The sequence below is a fragment of the Nitrosomonas sp. genome, assembly GCA_016703745.1.
Lineage (GTDB): Bacteria > Pseudomonadota > Gammaproteobacteria > Burkholderiales > Nitrosomonadaceae > Nitrosomonas.
Genome location: JADJBK010000006.1, coordinates 1,677,811 through 1,702,475 on the forward strand (window position 1 = coordinate 1,677,811; position 24,665 = coordinate 1,702,475).

Here is a 24,665-nt window from a genome sequence, read left to right on the forward strand (position 1 = left end):
GTTGCTTGCACTATGGATAAGGTTAACGGGATGCGGCGAGAAGCTCGTCGGCCAGCGCGAGGTAAGCGCGCGCCCCTTTGGATTGTTGATCATGATAGAGAACAGGTTTACCAAAACCAGGCGCCTCAGCGAGACGGATATTGCGTGGAATAATGGTGTGATAAACCTTGCCTGCAAAATGCTGCTGCAACTGATCAGAAACCTGCTGCGCCAGCAGGTTGCGTGGATCAAACATGGTGCGGAGGAGCCCTTCTATTTTCAGGGTTGGATTGATGCTGGTTCTTACCCTTTTGATGGTATTGACGAGATCACTGAGCCCTTCGAGGGCGTAATATTCACATTGCATTGGAATCATAACAGCGTGGGCGGCACATAATCCGTTGATAGTCAGCAAATTGAGCGCAGGTGGACAATCAATCAATATGAAATCGTAATTAGCTTGTATGGGGTGTAATGCATCCTTTAGACGAGTCTCTCGCTTGTCGAGCCCGACCATCTCTATTTCGGCGCCAGCAAGCTCCTGGTTGGCGGGGAGCAGATCGTACTTGCCCGGTGTGGTCGTCAGAAAAACTTCCGTTACGGGGTGCTCGCCAAGCAATATTTGATAAATGGTTTTATCCAAAAAGCGTTTGTCGACACCACTTCCCATCGTAGTATTGCCCTGAGGATCAAGATCCACCAGTAACACGCGCATGCCAGCATTTACCAGGCTGGCTGCAAGATTAATGCTGGTGGTGGTTTTGCCTACCCCACCTTTTTGATTGGTAATGGCCAGAATTCTAGTCATGAAAAATTCATTCGGCGTGATGATAAAGATTTGGAAAACTTTTCCCCATTAGCATTAAGCACATGGTCCGCATGTCATCACGATTAAATGTCGCTTGGCTTTGAGTTTTGGCACAGTAATGGCGATAATCCGCTCCACCGGAAATTCTGGCGGTAATTGCATTAATTCGAGATCAGGAAAACTTCCTTTCATCGCAATCAGGCGGCAATTTTCTGGATTTTTCTCACAAAGATGCCTGGTTGACTGTGCAAAACGGCTTAAGCTTGAAAAAGCCCGCGAAATAACGGTATGGATTTCTTTCTGAAGATCTGTTTTCTCAACCCGTTGATGCACTACCTGCACGTTGGGTATGTTCAATTCCACTACAGCCTGTTTTAAAAAAGCTGCTTTTTTGCTGTTGCTTTCTACCAGAGTGACTTGCCACTCGGAGCGTGCAAGGGCGATGGGAATACCGGGGAAACCGCCCCCACTGCCAACATCTACAATATTGGGGCCACTGATATGCGGCAGAACGGACAGACTGTCGAGCAAGTGACGGGTGATCATGGCTTCAGGTGTTTTGACAGCCGTCAGATTATGAGTGGCGTTCCATTTGGCCAGCAGCGCGATATATTGCAGTAATTGCCCTCTCAGCAAGGATTGGTCAACAGGCAATCCTTGCATTTCCGCGAGACCCTCAGTCAAAAGTGCTTCCAGATCCATCTCTTATTTCCTTTTGGGCAGCGATTGATAACATGCCTCGTTTTAAATGAACGAGTAATAGTGAAATTGCAGCGGGTGTGATGCCGGAAATACGTGTTGCCTGCCCTATGGTTTCCGGCCTGTGCTGGTTGAGTTTTTGCTGAACTTCATTGGAGAGTCCGCGTACAGCGCAATAATCAAGATTGGAGGGCAGGCGTGTTTCAGTAAAGTGGCGGTTACGGGCAACTTCTTCCTGCTGACGATTAACGTAGCCTTCATACTTGATATCGATTTCCACTTGCTGCGCTATGCTGCTGTTCGTCGAAAATGGGCCCGCTTCCGGCAAGGCTGTCAGCGCGGCATAAGTCATTTCCGGGCGACGTAATAATTCGTACAGGTTACAGGGCTGGTCGGTAAATTTTTCGATATTGACTGACTGATAAAGCTGCTGCAAACGCTCTGGCTGGATGGATTGTTGACGCAGCCTGGTTTTTTCCGCATGAATGGCATTATATTTGTCGGAATATACCCGCCAGCGATGTTCATTCACCAATCCCAGTCGATACCCCGTTTCGGTCAAGCGTCTGTCAGCATTATCTTCGCGCAACTGCAAACGGAATTCTGCGCGGCTGGTAAACATGCGATAAGGTTCAGTGACGCCATTTGTGACCAGATCATCAACGAGCACGCCAAGATAGGCTTCATCGCGCTGCGGATACCATGGCTCGCGCTCCTGAGCCAGCAGGCTGGCGTTCATCCCTGCCAGCAAGCCCTGTGCGGCGGCTTCTTCATAGCCAGTTGTACCATTGATCTGTCCTGCAAAAAATAATCCATTAATTGCCTGGCTCTCCAGTGTTCGCTTGAGTGCGCGCGGATCAAAATAATCGTATTCGATAGCGTAACCCGGACGGGTGATATGCGCATTTTCCAGTCCTTTGATCGATCTGACCAGTGTTAACTGTAAATCAAACGGCAGGCTGGTCGAGATACCGTTTGGGTATACCTCCCGTGAATTCAATCCTTCCGGCTCCAGAAAAATAGTGTGCGAGTCCCTTTCAGCGAAACGAACCACTTTGTCTTCAATAGATGGGCAGTAGCGGGGGCCGATACCTTCAATTTTTCCGGTGAACAAGGGCGATCGATCCAGTCCTTCTCGTATGATTTCATGTGTGCGCGCATTTGTACGCGTCATCCAGCAAGGTATCTGGCGTGGATGCTGCTTTTCATCACCAAGAAAAGAAAATACCGGAACGGGCGTATCTCCTGGTTGCTCATCCAGTAAGGAAAAATTGATGCTACGCGCATCGATTCTCGGTGGCGTGCCGGTTTTGAGGCGACCTGCCGGCAACGCCATTTCACGCAGACGATGGGCGAGACTGATGGATGCGGGGTCCCCTGCTCGTCCCGCCTGACTGCTATGGCTGCCGATATGCGCTCGCCCCGCGAGAAAGGTTCCCACCGTCAGAACAACTGCTTTTGCTTCAAAAGCAATACCAAGATGAGTTTTGACGCCAGTGACACGTTCATTGCTTATCAGCAGATCTTCAACTGTTGATTGGAGAATAAACAGATTTTCCTGTGTTTCCAGTTGACGTCGTATGGCTTGGCTGTATAGCAGGCGATCAGCTTGCGCACGGGTTGCACGCACCGCGGGCCCTTTGCTGGAGTTCAGTATCCGGAACTGGATGCCAGCTTCATCTATCGCCAACGCCATTGCCCCCCCCAGCGCATCAATTTCCTTGACCAGATGACCTTTGCCAATCCCGCCGATTGAAGGATTGCACGACATTTGCCCAAGTGTTTCAATGTTTTGGGTCAATAGCAGGGTGGTTTGTCCCATACGGGCCGCAGCCAGTGCCGCCTCCGTACCTGCATGACCTCCCCCGACGACGATAACATCGTAAACACCCAATCTACTCATGATGTCGACAGAATTGCCCCTGTATTTGGCAGATAGTGATTCATCATCCCTGTTTTTCCTAATAATTAATACGTTATCCAAAAATACGTCGAGCCAGGGGTTTGACCCTTTCTGGTGCGATGATAGCACTAATGTTTTGAGTAAAACTTCTGCTGCAAGAATTTTGATATTTTCTGGCCAATGTTTCACGTGAAACAGGGGTGTGCTGAGTGGTTCTACTTAGTGGCAACACACCATGGCCATTTGAGCGTTACTTGCATGCCGGATAACTGATGTTGCTATAATCAGGTTGTCAGGTTCGGCCAGTCAGCAACAGGAAATGGGGCGGTCTGATAGATATCAAGTACGAAATACAACTTCAGACACAACAGGTTTGAAGCTGCGTATATAGTGAGCGCCGCTTGTTGTAAAAATAGGGCGTTGAAGGGCTTCTAAATAAATGGAGAAAAAATTGAAAATATTTTTGACAACAATCGCTGTAATCGCGTTAAGTGGGCTGGCTGGATGCTCAAAAACGGACGGATACACCCCGTCAGCAACTGCAAGTGGTGAGGAGATTTTTAATATGAATTGTACAGGATGTCACAAGCCGTTATCTGATGGCATCATCGCGCTCAGCGAAAATATGGTAACGAAGGATGCGATTATCAATAAAGTACAAAATGGCAGTATGCGAATGACCGCGTTTCCCAACATACAAGGGGAGCCGGCTGATCGTCTTGCTGACTACGTATTGAAAAACAGTCGTCCCAAATAAATAAGCAGTCCCTGGGGATGGAATTTTTGCTCCAACAATTTGCGCGTCATGAGATTGATGGGTAAATAGACTGTGATCACACTCTGACGAGTGATCGCCCAAGTCATAAACATCGGTGATTACTCGGACGTGCAGTCGCTTGTCTCATAGGTTGGAGGCGATGCGCTTCGCGAAGTCCTCGCGCACGCGGAAGCAGGGCAGCTCAACGAACGCTCCTGGATTGTATTTGGCATCGCCGCCCCGGTTCGTCTTATGTAGACCATGTCCCGGCATTGCTTGCGCGGAGGTTTGCATGACTCGCCAGTTCAAACCTTGGGTGGACAATTGTCTCCTGCCCAGAAACGCCTGTAGTCGGGGCTCGGCAACGCTCTAAACCTCGGGTTTGCGCTGTACTGTGATACCGCATTGCACTTCGACTGGCACACCGTCATTCAGTCGATTTCTTTTCGAAAAAGCCGCTTGATCGGGATGCCATTAAAGCGGCTTTTTCATTCGTGGCGCATCCACAACGCTTCAAGATCACGACAACGCCAGAGTTGTGCTTCCCTTCTGTGAAAACGCCGACCATTAGCGGGAAAAGAACTCTGGTAGATACGGTGAAAGTCCTCTTCACTAACCGGTATCAACACAAAAACACTTCTAATTACCGGGAATTTTATTGAGTTTTTAAGAAAGATCAGATGCTTTTGTGATCGTTCAGCAGTATATTTGCTTAAATATTTGGTTTGCGTATACTGAAGTTTAGTAAAAAAATGCGTTTGTTCTTCCTATATAGTGGACTGATTATGAACGTACTTTATCAAAAAGCAATGACGTGTCTCCTATTGTTATTGCCTCTGGGTTGTGCTTCAACACCAGCCAATCGACAAGTAATTGATCTTACGCTATACCTGAGAAAATGCCCGATGAGCACGTTGTTTTATTGGAGATCCTAGGCCAGACTTCCGAAGCAGAATCTGTCAGAACTTTGGGGGACGCTTACCGATACATGCAGGAAGTGCATGCTGTTCGATTACGCATCATAATTCAGGGAAAAAGTGCATTGGGAATGTGCATTGGATTCTACGATCGAGCGCACTAAATGACGCCAGTGGATAGAGCAAAGGACCGGTCTTCGGTTACCACTGCCTGGCCCGATCTGGTACTGGCCATACGCTTCCTACGCTGGATAACTATCCGTATTCACAGGAAAGATTTTATGTATTTTCAGTCAGGGTTCCTGTGATTTTTGTTACAGGAACATCGTGTAGATGGATGACGGATGCCTGTGTCAAGGAAGCCTCATTGCAGCGCGCAAGATAGAAACGGGCAGGGCCATCGTCCGGGTATACGTGCAAGATATCAAGGAAATATTGCATGGCAATATCTGACTGTCGGGCTTGATAAGCCATCAAGCCCAGTTCAAAAGTTTCACAAAGCCACCGTTGCTTGTCCTCTGCATGAGGTTTGTGCGCGACCAACTCCATCAGCAGCACCTTGCGCGACATGCCGGGGAGGATAAACTCCCCCAGCGAACGCAACAGAAAATTCTTCAGGCCATGAGTCACGCTAGCTGACATTAACAGCTGTGTTCCAAGTATCTTATTCGCATTTTCGATGCGTTTGGCCGTGTTGACCGTATCTCCCGTCGCACTGATCGCATGGCTGCGTGATGCCTGGATGAGACGCAACGACATTTCTCCGCAATGCAGCCCGATACGGGTTTGCAACAGCGGCGATGTATTATCAGCCCGATGGAAACGTTCTATTGCTCGGGCAATGTCAAGGCAGGCAAGACAGGCCCGCGTTTTTTGCTGGTGGATATTGGCTGGCCGTATTCGCCAGACGGCATGCACCTCATCGCCCTGCGTACTGATCACCTCGCCGTCGTGCAGTATGATCTGCTCCTTCAGCACTGCAAAATACCTGGCCATCAGCCGTCTCAGATCGTGCGGATCCATTTTTTCCGCAATAGCGGAATATCTCCAGATATCTGTAAACATGCAGATGCCATTGGTGGTTTCATGGATAACTTCAATCGGGGCGTGACTATTACGGACATCTGATTCAAATTTTTCCGGCAGAGTTTCCCTGAAAACCGCTAGAAATTGCCTGATTTTCCCATGCGATTTCATCAGCACCGTAATCAACATACTCGAAAAAATCCAGACAGTGGGCGCAATTAAAGGTAGCCAGATGTGAAATTGTGCAAAGTGGTAGTAAGTGAATATCCAATAACAACTTAGTAGAAAAACTCCAATTGTCAGCATCATTACGCTGGATATCCGGAAGAAGATTAAGCTGATTACAAAGCCCAGTATGAACATAAACCCGGAAGATACCCACGGTGACAAAGGTACCAGGGTGCGATCATCCAGTAAATTAGCAAAAACGGTTGCAGCGATTTCCACCCCACTGATTTTCGCACCATCTGTTCCGGAAAATGGTGAGACATAATCATCCCCGGCTTTTACAAAATCCTGCTCGCTCTGACTCTGTGCGGAAACACCAATGAACACGGCTTTCCCCTGTAAATCCAGTAAAGCCTGATTTTGATCACCCTCAAGTATCTGATGATAGGAAATGGTGCGCACGCTGCGCGGCGGACCATAAAAATTCAGATAGCGTTTTCCATCGCTTGCATACAAGTCGATGAGCCCACGGATGATTTGCTTCTGACGCAAATCAAGTGCTGTATCCTCCGCCAGGCCTTGCCGAAGCTGCCGTTGCAAATGGGGCTGACTGATAAATGCCTTGCGCAGCAGCAACATCATCTCCTCAACGTCCCGTGGTGCGACAGAAAGCTCATTGGCCAGGGAAGGATGCACCCGTTGCACCACGCGCACAAACTCTGCATGCAGCGGCATGGCAAAAACCTGCATGGCCAGGGCGGGTAGCATCGGTATAGGCTGAGTTTCAACCAGCGGCGACACGGCGTTATCCGCAAGCGTTGCGAAATGCCAATAATGAGTTACCCGGCCATCTGTGGTGCTGGGCAAAATAAATGGGCTCTGTGCTGTTGAGGCATCGACAAAAACAGGGCAGATTTTTTGGCGGACATACCTCGATACGATGGCATGATCAGAAAAATCACTGTCAACCTGGCTTTCCCCACCCAGCAAATTACCCGGAAAAAAACCCTCAACCAGCACGACATTATTTGCCTTTTTGATGGCATCAGCCAGTTTCTGATCATCCGCATCATTCCTGCAGACGCTGAAAACCAGATCAACCATGATGACACCAGCACCGGCCGCAGCCAGTCTGCCGATCAGGTCTGCATGCGCCGCGCGTGGCCATTTGCTGACATGAACTGGGTAACCCAGCCGGGAAGCGGATGCCTGATCAATGGCGATGACGACCACATCGGCAGGAGCCGTCGCCACCCCTCTCAATGCAAACAGCCAGTTCAGCCCATATCGCTCGTCTATTTCATCCAGCATAACAAGGCATATCACTCCCGCCATGCCCATCAAAACAGCATGAGCCAACGGTTTCCTCCATCCTGCGAAACGGCTGTCCATTTTCTTTACACTTTTAAAATATTTTATCGCGAGGTGTTCCTTACATTACAACACAGCTATGCAACCCATTGTTTAAACTATTTATATTTTTATGTGTGGCGTGCTGGCATGGTATCTGCTTAATAAGAAATATGTCTGAATCTGCGTGCTAAAGGTTTGTGCACTTCCTCACAGTTTTTAGATTCGGACTGACCTAAATTGTAGGTGTAGTAATTAATACGTTGATGCATATATAGATAGATAGCACGTTGAGGATACATGAATGTGTCTGCAAGTTAACAGAACCCAAAGGAGGATTTATGAACCAGTTGAATAAAAAGATCGCCGCTTTCATGATAGCAGCCGCCATGGCAACCGGCCCGACACTGCTGTCCGCCACAGAGATCGGCTCGGAAGCTGCCGTGCCACGACATCTGCAGGATGGCAAGGAATTCACTATCAGTCTGCATACACTGATTTATCATGGCAAAAAACTGTTTACCGCAGACTGGACTGTACAGGACGGAGGCGGTCGTCCCTTTACCAAGGGAACCGGCGCTCCATTGACGGATGCGTCTTCACCCCTGGTATTTCCACGCAATTTCAACCGGATTTCCGCACCAGATGCCAATTCCTGCGCGGGATGCCATAACAAACCTCGTATTGGCGGAGGGGGCGACATTGTGGCCAATGTCTATGTCACCGGACAGCGCTTTGACTTTGCTACCTTTGATACACATGATGGCGTGCCGACACGGGGGGGGGTGGATGAGGAGGGGAAATATGTCTTGCATCAGACCATCGCCAATTCACGCAACACGCTGGGGATGTTCGGCTCCGGCTACATCGAAATGTTGAGCCGCCAGATCACTGCGGATTTGCGCAGCATACGCGACCAGATTCTGCCGGGTGGCAGCGCAGCGCTAGTCAGCAAGGGAATTTCGTTTGGTACGCTATCGAGAAATGCCGATGGCAGCTGGGATGCCAGCGGCGTGACAGGACTGCTTGCCGCAAGCACGATAAGCAGCGAACCAGAAAATCCACCTAGTCTGATCATCAGCCCTTTTCATCAGGCGGGTGGGGTAGTTTCGCTGCGACAATTTACTAACAATGCGTACAATCATCATCATGGCATTCAAACCACCGAACGCTTCGGGATTCACACTGATCCCGACGGGGATGGTTTTGTCAATGAAATGACGCAGGCTGATGTGACCGCAGCAACTCTGTTCCAAGCACAGCTTGCTGTTCCCGGGCGCGTTATTCCTGATGATCCACAAATAGAAGCCGCAGTGATCGCTGGAGAACAGTTGTTTCAGAACATTGGGTGCTCAAACTGCCATATTCCGGCATTGCCGCTCGACAATCAGGGATGGATTTACACCGAACCCAATCCATTTAACCCTCTGGGCAATCTGCAAACCGGGGAAACGCCCATCTACAGCATGAATCTTGCCAGCCATGATCTGGATCAACCGAGGCTTAAACCCAGGAATGGCGTTGTCATGGTTCCTGCTTTCACCGATTTCAGACTGCACGACATCACAAGTGGCCCCAACGATCCGAATCGTGAACCCATCGACCAGAACGCACCGGCAGGTTCGAAAGCCTTCTTCGCCGGCAATGCACGTTTCATGACACGCAAATTGTGGGGTGTCGCCAATGAACCGCCCTATTTTCACCATGGGCTGCACACCACCCTGCGCGAAGCAATCGAGGCGCATCGTGGAGAAGCCTATGAGTCATACGTTAACTGGACATCACTGAGTGACATGGAACGCAACTCGATCATCGAGTTTCTCAAAACCCTGCAAGTACTGCCGGAAGGCAGCAAGCACCTCGTCATCGACGAGCATGGCAAAAAGAAACATTGGCCACCCAAGCGGTAACTGACTGATAATTTCACTCCTGCCAATCGAGGTATGGCATTGCAACCTGTGATGCCATACCTCTTTTCCATAGCAGACTAAAGGGCGCCTCTAAAAATCCATATTTCGTCACAATACATTGTTGCTCACAAAAAATGTTTCCTTACATATCAATCATATGCCGAGTCAATATTTTTTGTTCTCGCCTCGTTTTGGTTAAAACCCTGAATTTTTAGAGGTGCCCTAAATATTATTTTGTGAAACTTTAGATTCGAGTCACGCCCGCGCCGCAGCCCAATAGCAGCTATTTTTATTTTTTTCCGCAAGTAGCGCCTTTAGCCCAGGTAACCTCAAATGCCAATACCGGAGCATTCAGACTGCGATGTTTCGTTTTGCGCTGGTCTTTTAATTCCAGCTCACCGAAACCTGCATCACGGCTAAACAAGCTCCAGTCCTTATCTTCCTTGCGTTCTGCAAGTTGCCGCAGCTTAATACCATGCTTGATCTCTAATCGATTCTCCAGCAATTTAATATATTTCCTGATTCTGCTATTTTCGTTATCCGAGTTATCCGTCAGCCGTATTTTGAGCGCAATGGCATAGTGCTGCCCTGGGCAGGAGTCCTCACCCGGTTGTTTAAAGATACGCACCCAATAATCCACTTTGCCCCTGAGTTCCTTGCTGATCACCATCGCCATACGATGAGAATCTTTCATTATGTAGCGCCCAAAGAAAGTATTGCGGCTCGCGATAGGTGTCAGACCAAGCCAGGTGTGCATAAGACAGAGTGCTGGAATAAAATGCCAAGGGTGTAGCATCAGATAAAAAAGCCACGCATAGACTAAAAAAAAACCAATCAATAATATAAAATCCGGTATAGCCAGATGCAATCCGATTAATCCAATTGTTCCAAGTAACAGATGCACGAAAACAAGTGAAAAAACGACCTCTTCGGTACGATACCCCGCTCTCAGTAATATATGATGCAAGTGATTGCGGTCGGACTTGAACGGAGATACGCCCATATAGATTCGTCGATGGATGATACCAACGGCATCAATAAGTGGAATGGAGAGCAGCCAGATTGCTGTTACTGGTCGTATAGCAGGACTGCCGCCCTGTGAAATATCAATCAGCAGCCAGGCGAATAGAAGTCCGATCAGCATGCTTCCGTTGTTGCCGAGAAAGACCCGCGCATGGCTCTGCGCTAAATGACGAAGATTGAAATAGAGGAAACCAATCAAACCACCGGTTATCGCAACGATCAGTATGAAATAAGGCATACTCCCTGGAGCATATGTCACGATACCAAGCAATAACATGCTTACCAGAGAAAGTGATCCAGAGAGTCCATCAATACCATCAATCATATTAATGGCATTAAAGACGCCAATGGTGGCAAACACCGTAAAAATAACTTCCAATGGCCCGAGTTGTACCGGTAACAGCTCACCGAGATCATGAAGTACAACACCGCCCGCCAGAACCATCATAAGCGCGACAATCAATTGGATGATTAAACGGGGCTTGTAGCTGAGCCGCACGATGTCGTCTACGAAACCAACAGAAAAAAGGATGACGGAACAAGATCCGAGTACCAGCCATTTTTGCATCTGTTCGGGATAAAAAATGATTAATACCACCAGTGCAGCGCACAAAGATACGAATACACCTACCCCGCCAACAAATGGCGTACTTTTACTATGTTGTTTGTGCTCGCCAGGATTGTCGGCAATACGATAAATATTGGCCCACTGAATCGCCATATAAATAGCTGCTGCTGATAGCAATATACAAAATGTGAACAGAAGAAGCGGGCTTATTATCATGAGGAGGATTTGTTCCCATAGTGATATTGATATACATATTTTTTATAGCCATATCCGTAACGAGAAACAGATATTGGCATATCATTAAAAATAATACCTTTCACATTAGCACCAGCATTAGCAAGCTTTCTTGTACTTTGCTCCAGCTCACGCAGGGGGTGTTCCCCGGCCTTTGCCACCAGAAAAACCGCGCTGGCCAGGCTGCCAATAATGGCGGCATCGGTAACAGCCAAAACAGGTGGAGAATCAATGATGACGAGATCATATTTTTTTGCAATGGTTTCCAGAAAGGAAACAAAGCCTTCATGCATTAATAATTCTGACGGATTGGGAGGGATCGCGCCTGTCGGAATAAAATCAAAATTGGCAGATGGAATGGTGCGAATTGCCTCGTTCACTGTAACGGTGTTTGAAATAATCTCGGATAATCCGTTTTCTCTGCTGACTCCCAGGGTTTTATTCACATAGCCTTTGCGTAAATCGGCATCAATCAGCAGTATTTTTTTTCCGGCATCTGCCATAACGGCGGCAAGATTGATCGAAATAAATGTCTTGCCAATGCCCGGTTTGGGCCCGGTGATCAAAATTATATTATTTCGCGCCTCCAGCAAAGCAAAGTGCAATGTGGTGCGTAAACTGCGCAGGCTTTCTATGGCCATATCCTCTTTTGCTTCCAGCGCCAGAATAGCGGGTTGATCAGATTCCGGTTTGAAGTCCTTTTTGTGCAATTTATGTGTGATATTTTTCTGGCTCTTGCTGTGCGGGATCGTTGCATAAACGGGAATATTCAATTGCTTTTCGATTAAAGCCGGGTCTTCGATACCATGTTGCAGCACCTTGCGAACAAACGTCATCCCAATACCGGAAAACAGACCTAAAACAAATGCAATGCCAATAATCAGTATTTTCCTGGGCTTAATGGGTTCATCAGGCAATACGGCATAATCAATAATCCGAACATCTCCTACGGTCCCTGCTTTTGCTACCCGCAATGTCTGAGCATTATTGAGTAACGCTGTATAAAGGCCAGTTTTTACCTCGACGTCACCAGATAACTCAAGAATAACCTGTTGTGTTTTTGGCAACATTTTGACCATAGTGTTATGGGAGTTTATTTGCTCCTGCAGCCGGGCAATTTGTTTATCAACGGCCACAATAGCAGGGTGTGCTTCAGTATACTTCTGGCGGAATTCATCACGTTTTTGACGCAATAACGTTTCTTGCGTCTTTATTTCCACGATATTGTTCAAAATATTTTTGGTTTCTACGCCGAGGTCTATAGAACCCTTGCGGTTCTTATAATCATTTAGAACATTATTCGCGGCTTCCAGCTGTTCTTTAAGTATCGGTAACTGCTTCTCCAGAAAAGCCAGCGTTTTTTGTGATTCAGCGGATTTATGCTCGACATTTTGGCGTACATAAATATTGGCGATTTCATTTAACACCTTTATAGCGGTATGCGGGCTGTACGATTCCAGTGTCAATTCCAGTATGCCGGTATTTTTACCTTTTTCCGCAACGGTCAACTCCGTCTTTAACTGATTAATCGCGCCATTTCTGGATTGTCGAACGATGGAAAATTGTGTATCTGGATGGGATTTCAATAAGGAAACAAAGATACTGACAGATTCCCGGTTATCCTTGAATTGTTTGCTGGCCAGCTTGCCAACTTCACCCTCAAGAATGAGTTCGTCTTCATAAAAAAGCTGAAAGCGGCCTTGCGTGCCGGCGATGAGCACCAATTGTTTATTTTCCCAGTCAGCCGGTATGGTAAACGTCCCAATTTGAATGGCCTCGCCCCCCCAGGCATAACGAGATTGCCCGAATAATGGTTCTGAAACATCATTATCCTGATTACGTTGCTGGAAGCGTCTGGCAATGGCTTCGCCGATAACAGGAAAATATTTTGGTTTTGCAATGATATCCAGATTCAGGTTTGCAACCGCCTCGCCAAGTATCATTCTGGATTTGATAATTTCTATTTCGGCCATGACTGGTATTTTGCTATCCAGCAAGTCAGTTATTGGATTCAATCCTGCCAGCGTTTGCGATGTCTCATTGATTTGCAGCACCGTATCCGCTTTATAAATCGGAGAATCAAGAAAGGCTTTGGCCAAACCAAGAATAAAGAATAGTGATGTAATCAGAATGATAAGCCACTTGCCATCAATCAATATCCCCAGCAGGTCACCTAAATTGATTTCATCATCATCCCGGTTCGATCCATAATTAACCGGCATACTATTATTTATTGTGTTGGAGTTGGACATTCCCGAAATATTCAGTTGACTGACATGTATTAAAAAATCGTACCCGACACCCTGAAGTCTTCTTCTCGATCAAGACACAAGGCTGAAAAGTTTGTATTTACGACAAAGAATCGATACGATATCGCTGTTTTAAAGGGAGTATTCCGTAGGTGCTTTCGTGCTTCAAAATCTGACATCTACCTTTTCTTCCATCAGGAGGAAGCGGGATAATAGATAAAAAAACAGAATATTGGAGTGTGCTACATATATGCCCGCATATTACCCTGACATAAGAGCACAGAATGAGTAAATTGTACACGATTTTTCATTGATCGTTATGAAGAAAATGTGACCGCCATACTTTTAATGACTTTTTGAATATTGATTGTTTAAGCCCTTGATGTTTTGAGATACCAACTTTTATGGCAGTCTTCTAAACGGTTGAACTCTTAATGATCCATCAAAGGAGTTTAATAAAGTTACAGTTGGTTGAATTTGCGCGATAATTTGATTCCAGCGAATGCCCTCCGCACGATCAACGAATACAATATCACGTGGCTGCAATGGAAAGCGCTCTGCCAATAAAAACGCGTCAGGAGATTTGGCATCAAGATGATAAATTTCTGATTTTCCAAGCGCACTTCTAAAGACAAATATTCTGGCTGCATCAGCGGTTTCCTGGTCAAGACTGCCCCCCTCGCTTAGCGCCTCAGTCAATGTCATGCGCGCTTTGTTCATCATGATGCTCCTCGGCCTACCGACGCCAAAGCCACGCCCAAAGGTTGTTTCACCTATTACAAAGACCTTATTGAACTGATTATCAGGCACATTCAAAACATCGCCGTGTTTTAACAGCACGTTTTGGCTGATATCACCACCCTCATACAAATTTAATAGATTAATGCTATAGGTTTTGTCGTCTCTCGTTAACGTAATATTACGCAGATCTGCTTCGGCAGTGACGCCATCGGCAGTATTGATTGCCTCCAATACAGTCAAGGGAATATCTCTAACCAGCTGGATCCCCGGTTTTTTTACCTCACCAACGATATAGGCCCGTTGACTGCGATACGCGGCCACGCGTACATCTAACTGGACTTGTTCAATATATTTTGAAAGCTTCCGGATTAATTCCCCGCGAATCTCCTCAACCGTTCTTCCTGCGGCCTGAACAACCCCCGCAAAAGGGTAAAAAATAGTCCCGTCTTCACCCACAACATTTCCCGCAGCTTCTGCTGTGCGAAACTCACCTGCGGGAATCGTCAACTCGGGATGTCCCCAAACGGTTATCGTAAGGATATCCCTCGCCCCGACACGATACTGGCTATAGGGTTCCCTGGTGGGTACGCCTTTGATCGTTTTTGAGCCGATACGATAGTCGAAATAGTGGTTTGCAACATTATCTGAACCCAGACTGCGATTATTAAGATCTTTTTCCAGATCAATGATCAACTGTGCATTAATGGTCTTGATGTCGAGTTTTTTTAAAGTTGTTTCATTATTTTCGGTAACGGGCATTTCAGTGCTTGAGCGCGTAGCAAATTGCCGCATATGTTGTCCGGGTATTACCGTACAGCCCGCCAGCTGACTCAACACCATCAGCATAAAAATTAAAATTCTCATCAATCTCAAAGTTGGACCAGTTTTAAGCAAAAAGCCTTCCGGCATCCAATATGTTGTTAGTAGGTTCATCATTTCTGAGTTATAGCTTTTCTATCCATTGCGAAATACCTTGTTCGATAAGTGCCAAAGATTCCTCAAAAGCAGCAGCCCCCTTTTGATAGGGATCTACAATATCAAATCCTCCCCATTCACCCAGCCTGAAAACCTTCCCTCTCGCATCCGGCTGACTGTCGATAATGGTATTCCTCTGGCTTAATTCCATTGTCAGAATAAGATCAGCTTTGCGAACCATTTCTGTGTGTAATTGACACGCGCGGTGATCAGAAATATCAATGCCGCTTTGCGTCATCAACTGTTGGGCGATGGGATCGGCTCTGTGGCCCACAAGCGCTGCAAGCCCTGCAGAAACAACATGACAATTCGCTTTACGGGCGCTAACAAGCGCCTGCTTTAATAATGCTTCAGCCATTGGGCTTCTGCAAATATTACCAATACAAACAACAAGTATATTGTTAAACAATGCGCTCCTCTTCAAGATTTTAAGCAAATATATCAACAACATCCGGCAGGACAACGCAGCTTTTTTTGCAAAACCTTTAAGGATTATTGGAGGACAGCAGCCATTCTCATTTTAAAAAAACGCAGAAGCTTCTGAGTGGCTCAAGCCGGAGTCTGACAGCTTGGAAGCAAATACCGCATAAAAAAAATTGAATTGTAATACACATTTTTCTGAGAGGGAGGGTATCATTAAGCCGTGAAATCAGCAATATCACGTCCCTTTATGGCCAACTGGCGGCTAACCGGTGGTTGGTCAGCCGCTTGCTGTAACTTGGCAACTAAGGGAGCCTTCCCGGACACCTGCTCAGCCGTTAATGTGGCTCAAACCATGAGCATGCCAAAATTTCACAAATAAACGAAATCCAGAAATCCGTTAAATCAATTCACATAGTACAGGAGCAACATAAAAATGAACTTTAAAGCAAGAAATATGTTTCAGTCAATCAACATAATGATGTCAAAAATTTCACTAAGGGGTACTCGCATGGTACCTGCGAAAACTATCAAACGTAACATTCTGTGCAGTCTGGGGGGCCTGTTAATGACAGGGGCCATGATCAATGCTCATGCTTTTGTTTTGTCAGTGCAAGGCCATCTTAATGGCGCACCCTTTGAATCAACCAATCTGGGCGGTGCCTCAGGGTTTAATCAAAAATTTACCCTGGGTGCCGGAGATAGTCTTTCCTTTGCGGACGCTGCTTCTGCATCTTCTTTGGTAGCAAACGGTTTCTTCGCCTACGATTTCAATGGAACACCAGGTATTCAACCAGGCGATATCGTTGGATCGTTAAATCAGACTATATTTACAGGCAGCGCGACCCGTACCATCGATAGCGGAAGCATTCCTTCAGCAATTACGAGTACATCCACCGGGCTTGCAGGCAGCCTTCATGTTGGTTATAACGGTGCCTTTGCAAATATTCTTGGCGGATTAGGCACAATTCTCAACCCATTGCTTGGTGGCGGGAACCCTGTTTCCGGTCGGCTGGATATCGGGTTTAGTGTTACGGATGGTGTGCTGGACTTGACACTGACAGAGTCGAGTTTGGCTGGCTGGGGTGGGTTTGAAACACTCCTCGCAGCACTTGATAATCCATTATTAGGTGGCAACAATAATGGTGAAATTGATGGCCTGCTTTACCTGGCCGACAGCGGCACGCCCGTTCCAAATTCTGCTCCCCTGCTAGAAACCGGCAATTTTCAAATTACCGGTACCCCCACCGCTGTTCCTGAACCGATCTCCCTGGCATTACTGGGTGCAGGCCTGGTGGGCATGGGCATGATGCGCCGCCGCAGATTCTTCTGAGAAACCGGGCTGCCCGGAAAGAGGCTGGTCTGTTACCAACGTTTCAGACCAACCTCTTTCGATTGGAATCCAATAAATTCAGGTATCCCTTGAGAGATATCGCTTCTAGTCACTCATTCGTGAATCTGCTCACCCATAAGCTTCAAAGCAAGCCCCCTGGCCTCCATCAGGAATTAACCAATCAGCCTCATGAGTGCGCGTTAGTCGCCATTGTTATCCGGTAACCCGTATCATCGGACACCATTGCTCTGAAGCCAGACAAGAAGCGGGAACTGCTGTAACGCCTTCCGACATTGGCCAAGGCTCGCCTGTACCGTGACACATCACATACAAGTGATCCAACTTTAATGCTTCTGATGAAGACCGCATTGATGCGGTAATTTGGTAACCGTCCAACGCTCCCATCTACGCAATCACAATTTTCTGGATTATTCTCCTCTGCATTACCTTACAGGAGGATAAGCCATGGCATTACAGGATGATAAGCAAAAGCATATCAGCAGCTGGCAGGCGAGCGGTTTGTCGCAGGCAGCCTATTGCCGGGCGCTCGGGTTGAATGCGAAGACGTTTGGGAATTGGTTGCGCGCTCACCGGCGTGGGCGCGATGATATCAAGCTGCCAGCCTTGATTCCGGTTACGATCAAGCCGGCAGCAGCGTCAGTGGAAGTATTGCAGCTTCGCTGTCGCGGTACGCATGTGTTGGAATTACCACTGAGCGTTTCCCCGCGATGGCTGGGAGAATTGCTGTCATGTCTGGGTTGATTGCGCACGCGGGTAAGATCTGGCTGGCGGTCGATCCGGTGGATATGCGTCGCGGCATGGATGGCTTATCGATGATTGTGCAGCAGGTATTGGGTCACCCGCCCTGCGCGGGTTCGGCGTTCATATTCTGCAATCGCGCGGGCAATCGCATCAAGGTCTTGCTGTGGGATGGCACGGGGGTGTGGTTATGTCAGCGCCGCCTGCATCAGGGGCGGTTTGTCTGGCCGAGGCAGGATGCGGCGTGTGTCGAGTTAGCGCTATCGCAGTGGGAATGGTTGATTGCCGGTGTAGACTGGCGGCGTTTATCGGCGCGGCCACAATGGCATTTTCAGGTGTAGAAAATATGTAATAGTTGTTTATTAACAGTCGGTTGATTGAGAATTCATGGTATAATTCATCTCATGAATTCACTGACGCAACTGGATCAACTCAACCTCGATACGGCCACCAAACAACAGGTGGTCAATCTGGTTCAGGCATTTCAGCTTGATCTGACCCAGCAAACACAGCAGACGGTTTATGCGCTGGAACTCAAGATTCAGGCGCTCACCCTGGAATTGGCGCATCTGCGCCGTATCCGATTTGGCAGGAAAAATGAAGCGTTGTCTGCCTTGTCACCCAGGCAGCTTTCTTTGTTTGAAGAATCGGCGCTGACCGATATCACGGCCATTGAGGCTGAAATCGAACAGGTCAACAGCACACCAACCCCCAATGCCACCAAAGTGCCGCGTACCCGCGCCGGTCGTCAGCCGCTGCCAGATCACCTGCCGCGCATCGAACACCGGCATGAACCCGCATCCTGCCAATGTGACCGATGCGGCTGCGATCTGACTAACATCAGAGAAGACATCACCGAACAGCTTGACGTGGAACCCGCCAGATTCTTCGTTCATCGCCACATTCGCCCACAGTACGCCTGCAAATCCTGTGAAACCATCACGGCAGAACCCGTGCCACCGGCAGTCATCGATGGCGGCATGGCCGCCCCGGGCCTGCTTGCCTGGGTAATGACAAGCAAATACCTGAATCACCTGCCACTTTATCGCCTGGTATTAGACGACAATTAACCTGTCCGGTCAGGCGACAATTATCTTGACCGGTTGAGTGAAAGTATCAGTATGAGTTCTTTTCTATATAAGGAGAAAGAACTTGCCTGGAAAACATATCACTCATCAACAGGAAGCTATTTATATGAAGAATCGTCAGATAGGGCATGGTCAGGGGACAGCGGCTGCGAAAGCGGGGGTAAGTATCCGCAGTGGCCGCAGGATTGAGAAGGGTGTGCGGGTGGAGAAGTCGCAACGGCAATGGCGCACGCGCCAGGATCCTTTTGCGCTGGTTTGGGAGACCGAATTGGTTCCATTGCTGTACGGGGAACTTGAACTGACCGGGACTACGCTTTGGGAGTACCTGGATGATCGATATCCCGGCCAATACCCGGAGAAATTGCTCAGAAGCTTGCAGCGCCGTGTAAAACACTGGCGGGCAACGCAAGGTCCCGGTAAGGCGGTCATGTTTTGCCAGTCGGTGCCTGCCGGGCACCAGGGGTTGTCCGATTTTACCCGGCCGCGCACGGCAATTACGATTGCAGGCAAACCATTTGATCACCTGCTGTATCAGTTTCGTCTGGCTTATAGTCATTGGCGCGCGGTTCATATCATCCGGGGCGGGGAAAGTTATAGTGCGTTGGCCGATGGATTGCAGACCGCCTTGCATAAACTGGGCGGCGTGCCCAGGGAACATCGCACCGACAGCCTGAGTGCCGCATACGTCAATGCGAGCCAAAAACAAGAACTCACGCAATCTTATGCGGCGCTGTGTCAACACTATGGCATGAAGCCTACGGTCAATAACCTGGGCGTCAGCCATGAAAATGGCGCCGTAGAAAATGCCCATGGTTCGCTCAAACACCGGATTGAGCAGGCGATCAAACTGCGGGGATCGGCGGATTTCGACAGTGTGGTTGCCTACCGCCGTTTTCTTGAACGGATCGTCGATAAGCTCAATCTGCGCTGCAGGGGGCGATTGGCGGAAGAGCAATCGCATCTCCAGCCACTGCCACGCTACCGCTTCATGGACTTCAGTGAACTGACCGTCAAAGTGACCACCAGTAGCACCATAGCGGTAAAACGGGGGCTCTACAGTGTGCCATCCAGACTCATTGGCGAGAACATCCGGGTTCATCTCTATCACGATCGTCTGGAATGCTTTGTCGGCCAAACACCGGTCATTACATTACCGCGCGCGTATCCGAAAACGCCGGAAGGACGCGCCCGGCGCATCGATTACCGTCATGTGATTCATGCATTGGCGGCAAAGCCACAAGCCTTTCGCTTTTCCCGGCTGCGGGATGATCTGTTGCCAACGCCACAGTATCACCAGCTGTGGGCGCGGGTACAACAACAATTTGATCCCGGACTCGCTTGCAAATGGATGGTATCGGTGCTGCGTTTTGCCTACGACTATGATTGCGAGAGCCAGTTGGCCGCTGAATTGTTGCAACAACATCCGCTACCTGAACTGCAAACACTGCAAAAGCGATTTCTGCGGCAGCATGCGCCGCAGCCGGACATCCCAATTAAACAACACACTGCGGATACCTACGATCAACTCCTCAGCGGAAACTGGGCAACACAAGGAGGCAGCTCATGTCTGAATCGCTCCCACTGATGCTCAAGGAACTCAGACTCCCTGCCTTTGGCCAGCATTACCGGCACTTCCAGGATCAAGCCGCAGAACACGCCTGGAGCTACAGCCAATATCTCGCCGCCCTGTGCGAACAGGAAGTCGCCCAGCGCTTCCAAAGCAGAATCAGCAACTGGACGCATGAAGCCAGACTGCCGCGCGGCAAAAGCTTTGCCACTCTGGCGCTGACCGAACTGCCTCAAGCCGCTCAGAAAAAAATCATTACGCTGCGCGACAATACCTACTGGGCGAGCCAGGCAGACAATGTGTTGCTGATCGGCCCATCCGGTGTCGGCAAATCACATGTGGCGGCAGCATTGGGGTTGCATTTGATTGAACAAGGCATTCGCGTCAAATGGATATCAGCTACCGCACTGGTTCAACTCCTGCAGCAAGCCAGGAAAGAACTGGACTTGATGTCCGCCATGACGCGGCTGGATAAATACCGTGTACTGATCGTTGATGATATCGGCTATGTCAAAAAGACCGATTCGGAAACACAGGTATTGTTTGACTTCATTGCCCATCGCTATGAAAGCGGAAGTCTCATCATTACTTCAAACCAGCCTTTTAGCCAGTGGGATCAAATCTTCCCTGACACCATGATGACTGTTGCCGCCATCGACCGGATCATCCATCACGCAACCATCATCGAAATCGACAGTGAAAGTTATAGGAGGAAAAACCAGAAAAAATCATGAAGTAGCTAATAAACTCAACCGGCCATCATAATTGTCGTCAAAGCGGCCAAGATAATTGACGCGAGATACCTGGAGCAGATTGCTGCCCGTGACCAGGTCACGCTGCCCCGTTCCACCCTGGCCGAATGGGTAGGCCGTACCGGCGTAGCCCTGCAACCATTGGTCGATCGCCTAACCTGGCATCTACTGCAGGGCAACACGCTGCATGCCGACGAAACACCAGTTGCACAATTGGAACCCGGTCGTGGCAAAACCCGTAAAGCCTACCTGTGGGCCTACCGCAGCAATGACCTTGAACCCGGGCCGCGTATCATCGTCTTCGACTATCAAGCTGGCCGTAGCGGTCAGCATGCACGGCACTTTCTGCAAAATTGGCAAGGACACCTGATGGTCGATGACTATGCTGGGTATAAAGCACTTTTTTCCACAGCCACATCGCCTTGTGTCGAACTGGCCTGCTGGGCGCATGCGCGACGCAAATTCTTTGACCTGCACCAAGCCAATGCCAGCACGATGGCATTGGCAGCGATACAGCGCATCAGCGTCTTATACGCAATCGAAGCAGAAGGCAAAGACCTGAGCATCGAAGATCGCCTGCAACTGCGGGCAGACAGAAGCCTGCCCGCACTGCATGCATTGCATGACTGGCTGATGCAAACCCGTAGCCAGACCGCAAATGGCGGCGGCTCCGCCAAAGCACTCGACTATACCCTCAGACGCTGGCCCGGTCTCATCCGCTACGCACAAACCGGCTTTCTTCCGATCGACAACAACCCGGTGGAGAACACCATCCGCCCGATCGCAATCGGTAAAAAGAATTGGCTATTCACCGGATCGGAACGTGCCGGTCAACGCGCCGCTGCCATTCAAACCTTGTTCGGTACCGCGCAACTCAACAAACTCGATCCCGCCGCATGGCTTGCAGACACCCTCGCCAAACTACCCACCTGGCCCAATAACCGCATCGATGAATTGCTACCACTTACGCCAGCGTTCATTCAATCACTTAAACAGCAGGAAAGATAGATGGGAGCGCTGGACGGTTACGATGGTTTCACAGGATTTGCAGGCGTACTGTGGGCGAATGTGGCGATGAACGAAGAATCTGGCGGGTTCCACGTCAAGCTGTTCGGTGATGTCTTCTCTGATGTTAGTCAGATCGCAGCCGCATCGGTCACATTGGCAAGATGCGGGTTCATGCCGGTGTTCGATGCGCGGCAGGTGATCTGGCAGCGGCTGACGACCGGCGCGGGTACGCGGCACTTTGGTGGCATTGGGGGGTAGTGTGCTGTTGACCTGTTCGATTTCAGCCTCAATGGCCGTGATATCGGTCAGCGCCGATTCTTCAAACAAAGAAAGCTGCCTGGGTGACAAGGCAGACAACGCTTCATTTTTCCTGCCAAATCGGATACGGCGCAGATGCGCCAATTCCAGGGTGAGCGCCTGAATCTTGAGTTCCAGCGCATAAACCGTCTGCTGTGTTTGCTGGGTCAGATCAAGCTGAAATGCCTGAACCAGGTTGACCACCTGTTGTTTGGTGGCCGTATCGAGGTTAAGTTAATCTGGTTGCGCCAGTGAGTTCATGAGATGAATTATACCATGAATTCTCAATCAACCGACTGTTAATAAACAACTATTACATATTTTCTACACCTGAAAATGCCATTGTGGCAGCGCCGATAAACGCCGCCAGTCTACGCCGGCAATCAACCATTCCCACTGCGATAGCGCTAACTCGACACACGCCGCATCCTGCCTCGGCCAGACAAACCGCCCCTGATGCAGGCGGCGCTGACATAACCACACCCCCGTGCCATCCCACAGCAAGACCTTGATGCGATTGCCCGCGCGATTGCAGAATATGAACGCCGAACCCGCGCAGGGCGGGTGACCCAATACCTGCTGCACAATCATCGATAAGCCATCCATGCCGCGACGCATATCCACCGGGTCGACCGCCAGCCAGATCTTACCCGCGTGCGCAATCAACCCAGACATGACAGCAATTCTCCCAACCATCGCGGGGAAACGCTCAGTGGTAATTCCAGCACATGCGTACCGCGACAGCGAAGCTGCAATACTTCCACTGACGCTGCTGCCGGCTTGATCGTAACCGGAATCAAGGCTGGCAGCTTGATATCATCGCGCCCACGCCGGTGAGCGCGCAACCAGTTCCCAAACGTCTTCGCATTCAACCCGAGCGCCCGGCAATAGGCCGCCTGCGACAAACCGCTCGCTTGCCAGTTGCTGATATGCTTTTGCTTATCATCCTGTAATGCCATGGCTTATCCTCCTGTAAGGTAATGCAGAGGAGAATAATCCAGAAAATTATGATTGCGTAGATGGGAGCGCTGGACGGTTACCTTCAAACCAGCCTTTTAGCCAGTGGGATCAAATCTTCCCCGACACCATGATGACTGTTGCCGCCATCGACCGGATCATCCATCACGCAACCATCATCGAAATCGACAGTGAAAGTTATAGGAGGAAAAACCAGAAAAAATCATGAAGTAGCTAATAAACTCAACCGGCCATCATAATTGTCGTCAAAGCGGCCAAGATAATTGACGCGAGATAGAGTAACCCAGACCGTCGTTCGTTGGATGCAATTGGTGATATAAATTGGCGATATAGTATGGCCTTCATGCAGTGCGTCCCAATGCAGCTTGTCGACATGTGCCAAGCCTTTGCCTGTCAGACTCACGCTTATTTTCCGATTGCATACATTATAAACTGATATCATTCACATAGTATATGCTATCATTGACTTCACATGGCAAGGAGTGAAGTCAAATGTCTGTTGTTACTGTTCGTAATTTACCCGAAGAAACGCATCGCGCGCTTAAGCTGCGTGCTGCTCAGCATGGACATAGCACCGAAGCTGAAATCCGGAAAATTCTGGAAGAGGCAGTGCGTCCTGGGACGCGTGTCAAAATCGGATCTGAACTCGCTGCTTTTGGGCGGTCCTTTGGAGGACTTGATTTTAACGATACTCGTGATCAGACGCCGACCGATCCGGCAGTGTTCGAATGATCATCCTGGATACGAATGTCATATCCGAACCGATGAAACCCAACGGCAATCCCGCCGTGCAAGCCTGGCTGGATCGGCAGACGGCCGAGACACTCTATCTGACAGCAACAAGCCTTTCCGAATTGCTGGTCGGCATTGAAATCCTGCCAGATGGCAAACGTAAAGAAGGACTTGATACCGCATTGAGGAAACTGATGGAGAAGCTTTTTGAGTCGCGGATACTGTCATTCGATCAACAAGCTGCGATAGCATATGCGCCCATAGTCGGTCGAGCCAGGGCTAACGGTTGCCTCATCTCTGCGGCAGATGGTCAGATTGCTGCAATCGCTGTCGTACATGGATTCACCATAGCAACGCGAGATACTGCACCTTTCGTTGCCGCCGGAGTAGCTGTCATCAACCCTTGGCAAGAATGATCCTGGCC

At 49.0% G+C, this 24,665-nt stretch carries 19 protein-coding genes and 4 pseudogenes; 12 read left to right on the forward strand and 11 right to left on the reverse strand.

What is annotated here, in order from left to right; genetic code table 11:
• Positions 1-22 precede the first annotated feature (22 nt).
• From IPG31_09045 to mnmG, 3 genes are read right to left on the reverse strand one after another with little or no spacing between them, the layout of a single operon-like run.
• Positions 23-787 carry a ParA family protein gene (locus IPG31_09045; GenBank protein MBK6618486.1) on the reverse strand — a complete coding sequence of 255 codons (765 nt, stop codon included), beginning with the start codon at positions 785-787 and terminating at the stop codon, positions 23-25.
• A gap of 54 nt (positions 788-841) precedes the next feature.
• Positions 842-1,489: a 16S rRNA (guanine(527)-N(7))-methyltransferase RsmG gene (gene rsmG / locus IPG31_09050; protein ID MBK6618487.1), complete on the reverse strand. Its 648-nt coding sequence runs from the start codon at positions 1,487-1,489 to the stop codon at positions 842-844.
• On the reverse strand, positions 1,464-3,389 hold the full coding sequence (mnmG, locus tag IPG31_09055; GenBank protein ID MBK6618488.1) for a tRNA uridine-5-carboxymethylaminomethyl(34) synthesis enzyme MnmG: 1,926 nt from the start codon (positions 3,387-3,389) through the stop codon (positions 1,464-1,466). The genes rsmG and mnmG overlap by 26 nt, the downstream gene beginning before the upstream one ends.
• A gap of 439 nt (positions 3,390-3,828) precedes the next feature.
• Here mnmG and IPG31_09060 point away from each other — a divergent pair, with 439 nt between their 5' ends.
• Positions 3,829-4,146, forward strand: coding sequence for a cytochrome c (locus IPG31_09060; GenBank protein ID MBK6618489.1), 318 nt, complete (start codon positions 3,829-3,831; stop codon positions 4,144-4,146).
• 1,196 nt (positions 4,147-5,342) lie between these two features.
• Here the strand turns inward: IPG31_09060 and IPG31_09065 are convergent.
• On the reverse strand, positions 5,343-7,616 hold the full coding sequence (locus tag IPG31_09065; protein ID MBK6618490.1) for an adenylate/guanylate cyclase domain-containing protein: 2,274 nt from the start codon (positions 7,614-7,616) through the stop codon (positions 5,343-5,345).
• Positions 7,617-7,948: 332 nt separating this feature from the next.
• Between IPG31_09065 and IPG31_09070 the strand changes: the two genes are divergently transcribed.
• Positions 7,949-9,517, forward strand: a complete 1,569-nt coding sequence (locus IPG31_09070; GenBank protein ID MBK6618491.1) for a thiol oxidoreductase — start codon at positions 7,949-7,951, stop codon at positions 9,515-9,517.
• Between the two features lie 289 nt (positions 9,518-9,806).
• On the opposite strand, the gene IPG31_09075 is transcribed toward IPG31_09070, so the two are convergent.
• The 4 genes from IPG31_09075 to IPG31_09090 all read right to left on the reverse strand — a co-directional run bounded on the left by IPG31_09075 (position 9,807) and on the right by IPG31_09090 (position 15,716).
• Complete coding sequence (locus IPG31_09075; GenBank protein ID MBK6618492.1) at positions 9,807-11,261, reverse strand: undecaprenyl/decaprenyl-phosphate alpha-N-acetylglucosaminyl 1-phosphate transferase; 1,455 nt, start codon at positions 11,259-11,261, stop codon at positions 9,807-9,809.
• A gap of 59 nt (positions 11,262-11,320) precedes the next feature.
• The gene (locus IPG31_09080; GenBank protein MBK6618493.1) at positions 11,321-13,594 is read right to left on the reverse strand and encodes a polysaccharide biosynthesis tyrosine autokinase; all 2,274 of its coding nucleotides are present in this window, start codon (positions 13,592-13,594) and stop codon (positions 11,321-11,323) included.
• 399 nt (positions 13,595-13,993) lie between these two features.
• Entirely contained in the window at positions 13,994-15,196 is a 1,203-nt protein-coding gene (locus tag IPG31_09085; GenBank protein MBK6618494.1) for a polysaccharide biosynthesis/export family protein, read from the reverse strand.
• A gap of 79 nt (positions 15,197-15,275) precedes the next feature.
• The gene (locus IPG31_09090) at positions 15,276-15,716 is read right to left on the reverse strand and encodes a low molecular weight phosphotyrosine protein phosphatase (GenBank protein MBK6618495.1); all 441 of its coding nucleotides are present in this window, start codon (positions 15,714-15,716) and stop codon (positions 15,276-15,278) included.
• 522 nt (positions 15,717-16,238) lie between these two features.
• On the opposite strand from IPG31_09090, the gene IPG31_09095 reads away from it, so the two are divergent.
• From IPG31_09095 to IPG31_09125, 7 genes and pseudogenes are all read left to right on the forward strand, one after another.
• Positions 16,239-17,060 carry a PEP-CTERM sorting domain-containing protein gene (locus IPG31_09095; GenBank protein ID MBK6618496.1) on the forward strand — a complete coding sequence of 274 codons (822 nt, stop codon included), beginning with the start codon at positions 16,239-16,241 and terminating at the stop codon, positions 17,058-17,060.
• A 465-nt stretch (positions 17,061-17,525) separates the two neighbouring features.
• On the forward strand, positions 17,526-17,822 hold the full coding sequence (locus tag IPG31_09100) for an IS66 family insertion sequence element accessory protein TnpB (GenBank protein ID MBK6618497.1): 297 nt from the start codon (positions 17,526-17,528) through the stop codon (positions 17,820-17,822).
• Positions 17,810-18,160, forward strand: a complete 351-nt coding sequence (gene tnpB / locus IPG31_09105; GenBank protein MBK6618498.1) for an IS66 family insertion sequence element accessory protein TnpB — start codon at positions 17,810-17,812, stop codon at positions 18,158-18,160. The genes IPG31_09100 and tnpB (IPG31_09105) overlap by 13 nt, the downstream gene beginning before the upstream one ends.
• A gap of 63 nt (positions 18,161-18,223) precedes the next feature.
• A pseudogene (locus IPG31_09110) lies at positions 18,224-18,871 on the forward strand (IS66 family transposase zinc-finger binding domain-containing protein).
• Between the two features lie 142 nt (positions 18,872-19,013).
• Positions 19,014-20,492 (forward strand): IS21 family transposase, encoded by a 1,479-nt coding sequence (locus IPG31_09115; protein MBK6618499.1) that lies wholly within the window; start codon positions 19,014-19,016, stop codon positions 20,490-20,492.
• A complete protein-coding gene (locus IPG31_09120) occupies positions 20,471-21,208 on the forward strand; it encodes an ATP-binding protein (GenBank protein MBK6618500.1) in 738 nt (245 codons plus the stop codon). Before IPG31_09115 ends, IPG31_09120 begins: the two co-directional genes overlap by 22 nt.
• Before the next feature lie 69 nt (positions 21,209-21,277).
• A pseudogene (locus IPG31_09125) lies at positions 21,278-22,234 on the forward strand (IS66 family transposase).
• A gap of 21 nt (positions 22,235-22,255) precedes the next feature.
• Here IPG31_09125 and IPG31_09130 read toward each other — a convergent pair.
• The 3 genes and pseudogenes from IPG31_09130 to IPG31_09140 form a co-directional block, all read right to left on the reverse strand.
• Positions 22,256-22,792: pseudogene (locus IPG31_09130) on the reverse strand (IS66 family transposase zinc-finger binding domain-containing protein).
• 63 nt (positions 22,793-22,855) lie between these two features.
• On the reverse strand, positions 22,856-23,206 hold the full coding sequence (gene tnpB / locus IPG31_09135; GenBank protein MBK6618501.1) for an IS66 family insertion sequence element accessory protein TnpB: 351 nt from the start codon (positions 23,204-23,206) through the stop codon (positions 22,856-22,858).
• Positions 23,194-23,490 carry an IS66 family insertion sequence element accessory protein TnpB gene (locus tag IPG31_09140; protein MBK6618502.1) on the reverse strand — a complete coding sequence of 99 codons (297 nt, stop codon included), beginning with the start codon at positions 23,488-23,490 and terminating at the stop codon, positions 23,194-23,196. The genes tnpB (IPG31_09135) and IPG31_09140 overlap by 13 nt, the downstream gene beginning before the upstream one ends.
• A gap of 86 nt (positions 23,491-23,576) precedes the next feature.
• Here IPG31_09140 and IPG31_09145 point away from each other — a divergent pair.
• The 3 genes and pseudogenes from IPG31_09145 to IPG31_09155 all read left to right on the forward strand — a co-directional run bounded on the left by IPG31_09145 (position 23,577) and on the right by IPG31_09155 (position 24,657).
• A pseudogene (locus tag IPG31_09145) lies at positions 23,577-23,717 on the forward strand (ATP-binding protein).
• A gap of 284 nt (positions 23,718-24,001) precedes the next feature.
• Entirely contained in the window at positions 24,002-24,241 is a 240-nt protein-coding gene (locus tag IPG31_09150) for a plasmid stability protein (protein MBK6618503.1), read from the forward strand.
• Positions 24,238-24,657 (forward strand): type II toxin-antitoxin system VapC family toxin, encoded by a 420-nt coding sequence (locus IPG31_09155; protein MBK6618504.1) that lies wholly within the window; start codon positions 24,238-24,240, stop codon positions 24,655-24,657. Before IPG31_09150 ends, IPG31_09155 begins: the two co-directional genes overlap by 4 nt.
• Positions 24,658-24,665 lie beyond the last annotated feature (8 nt).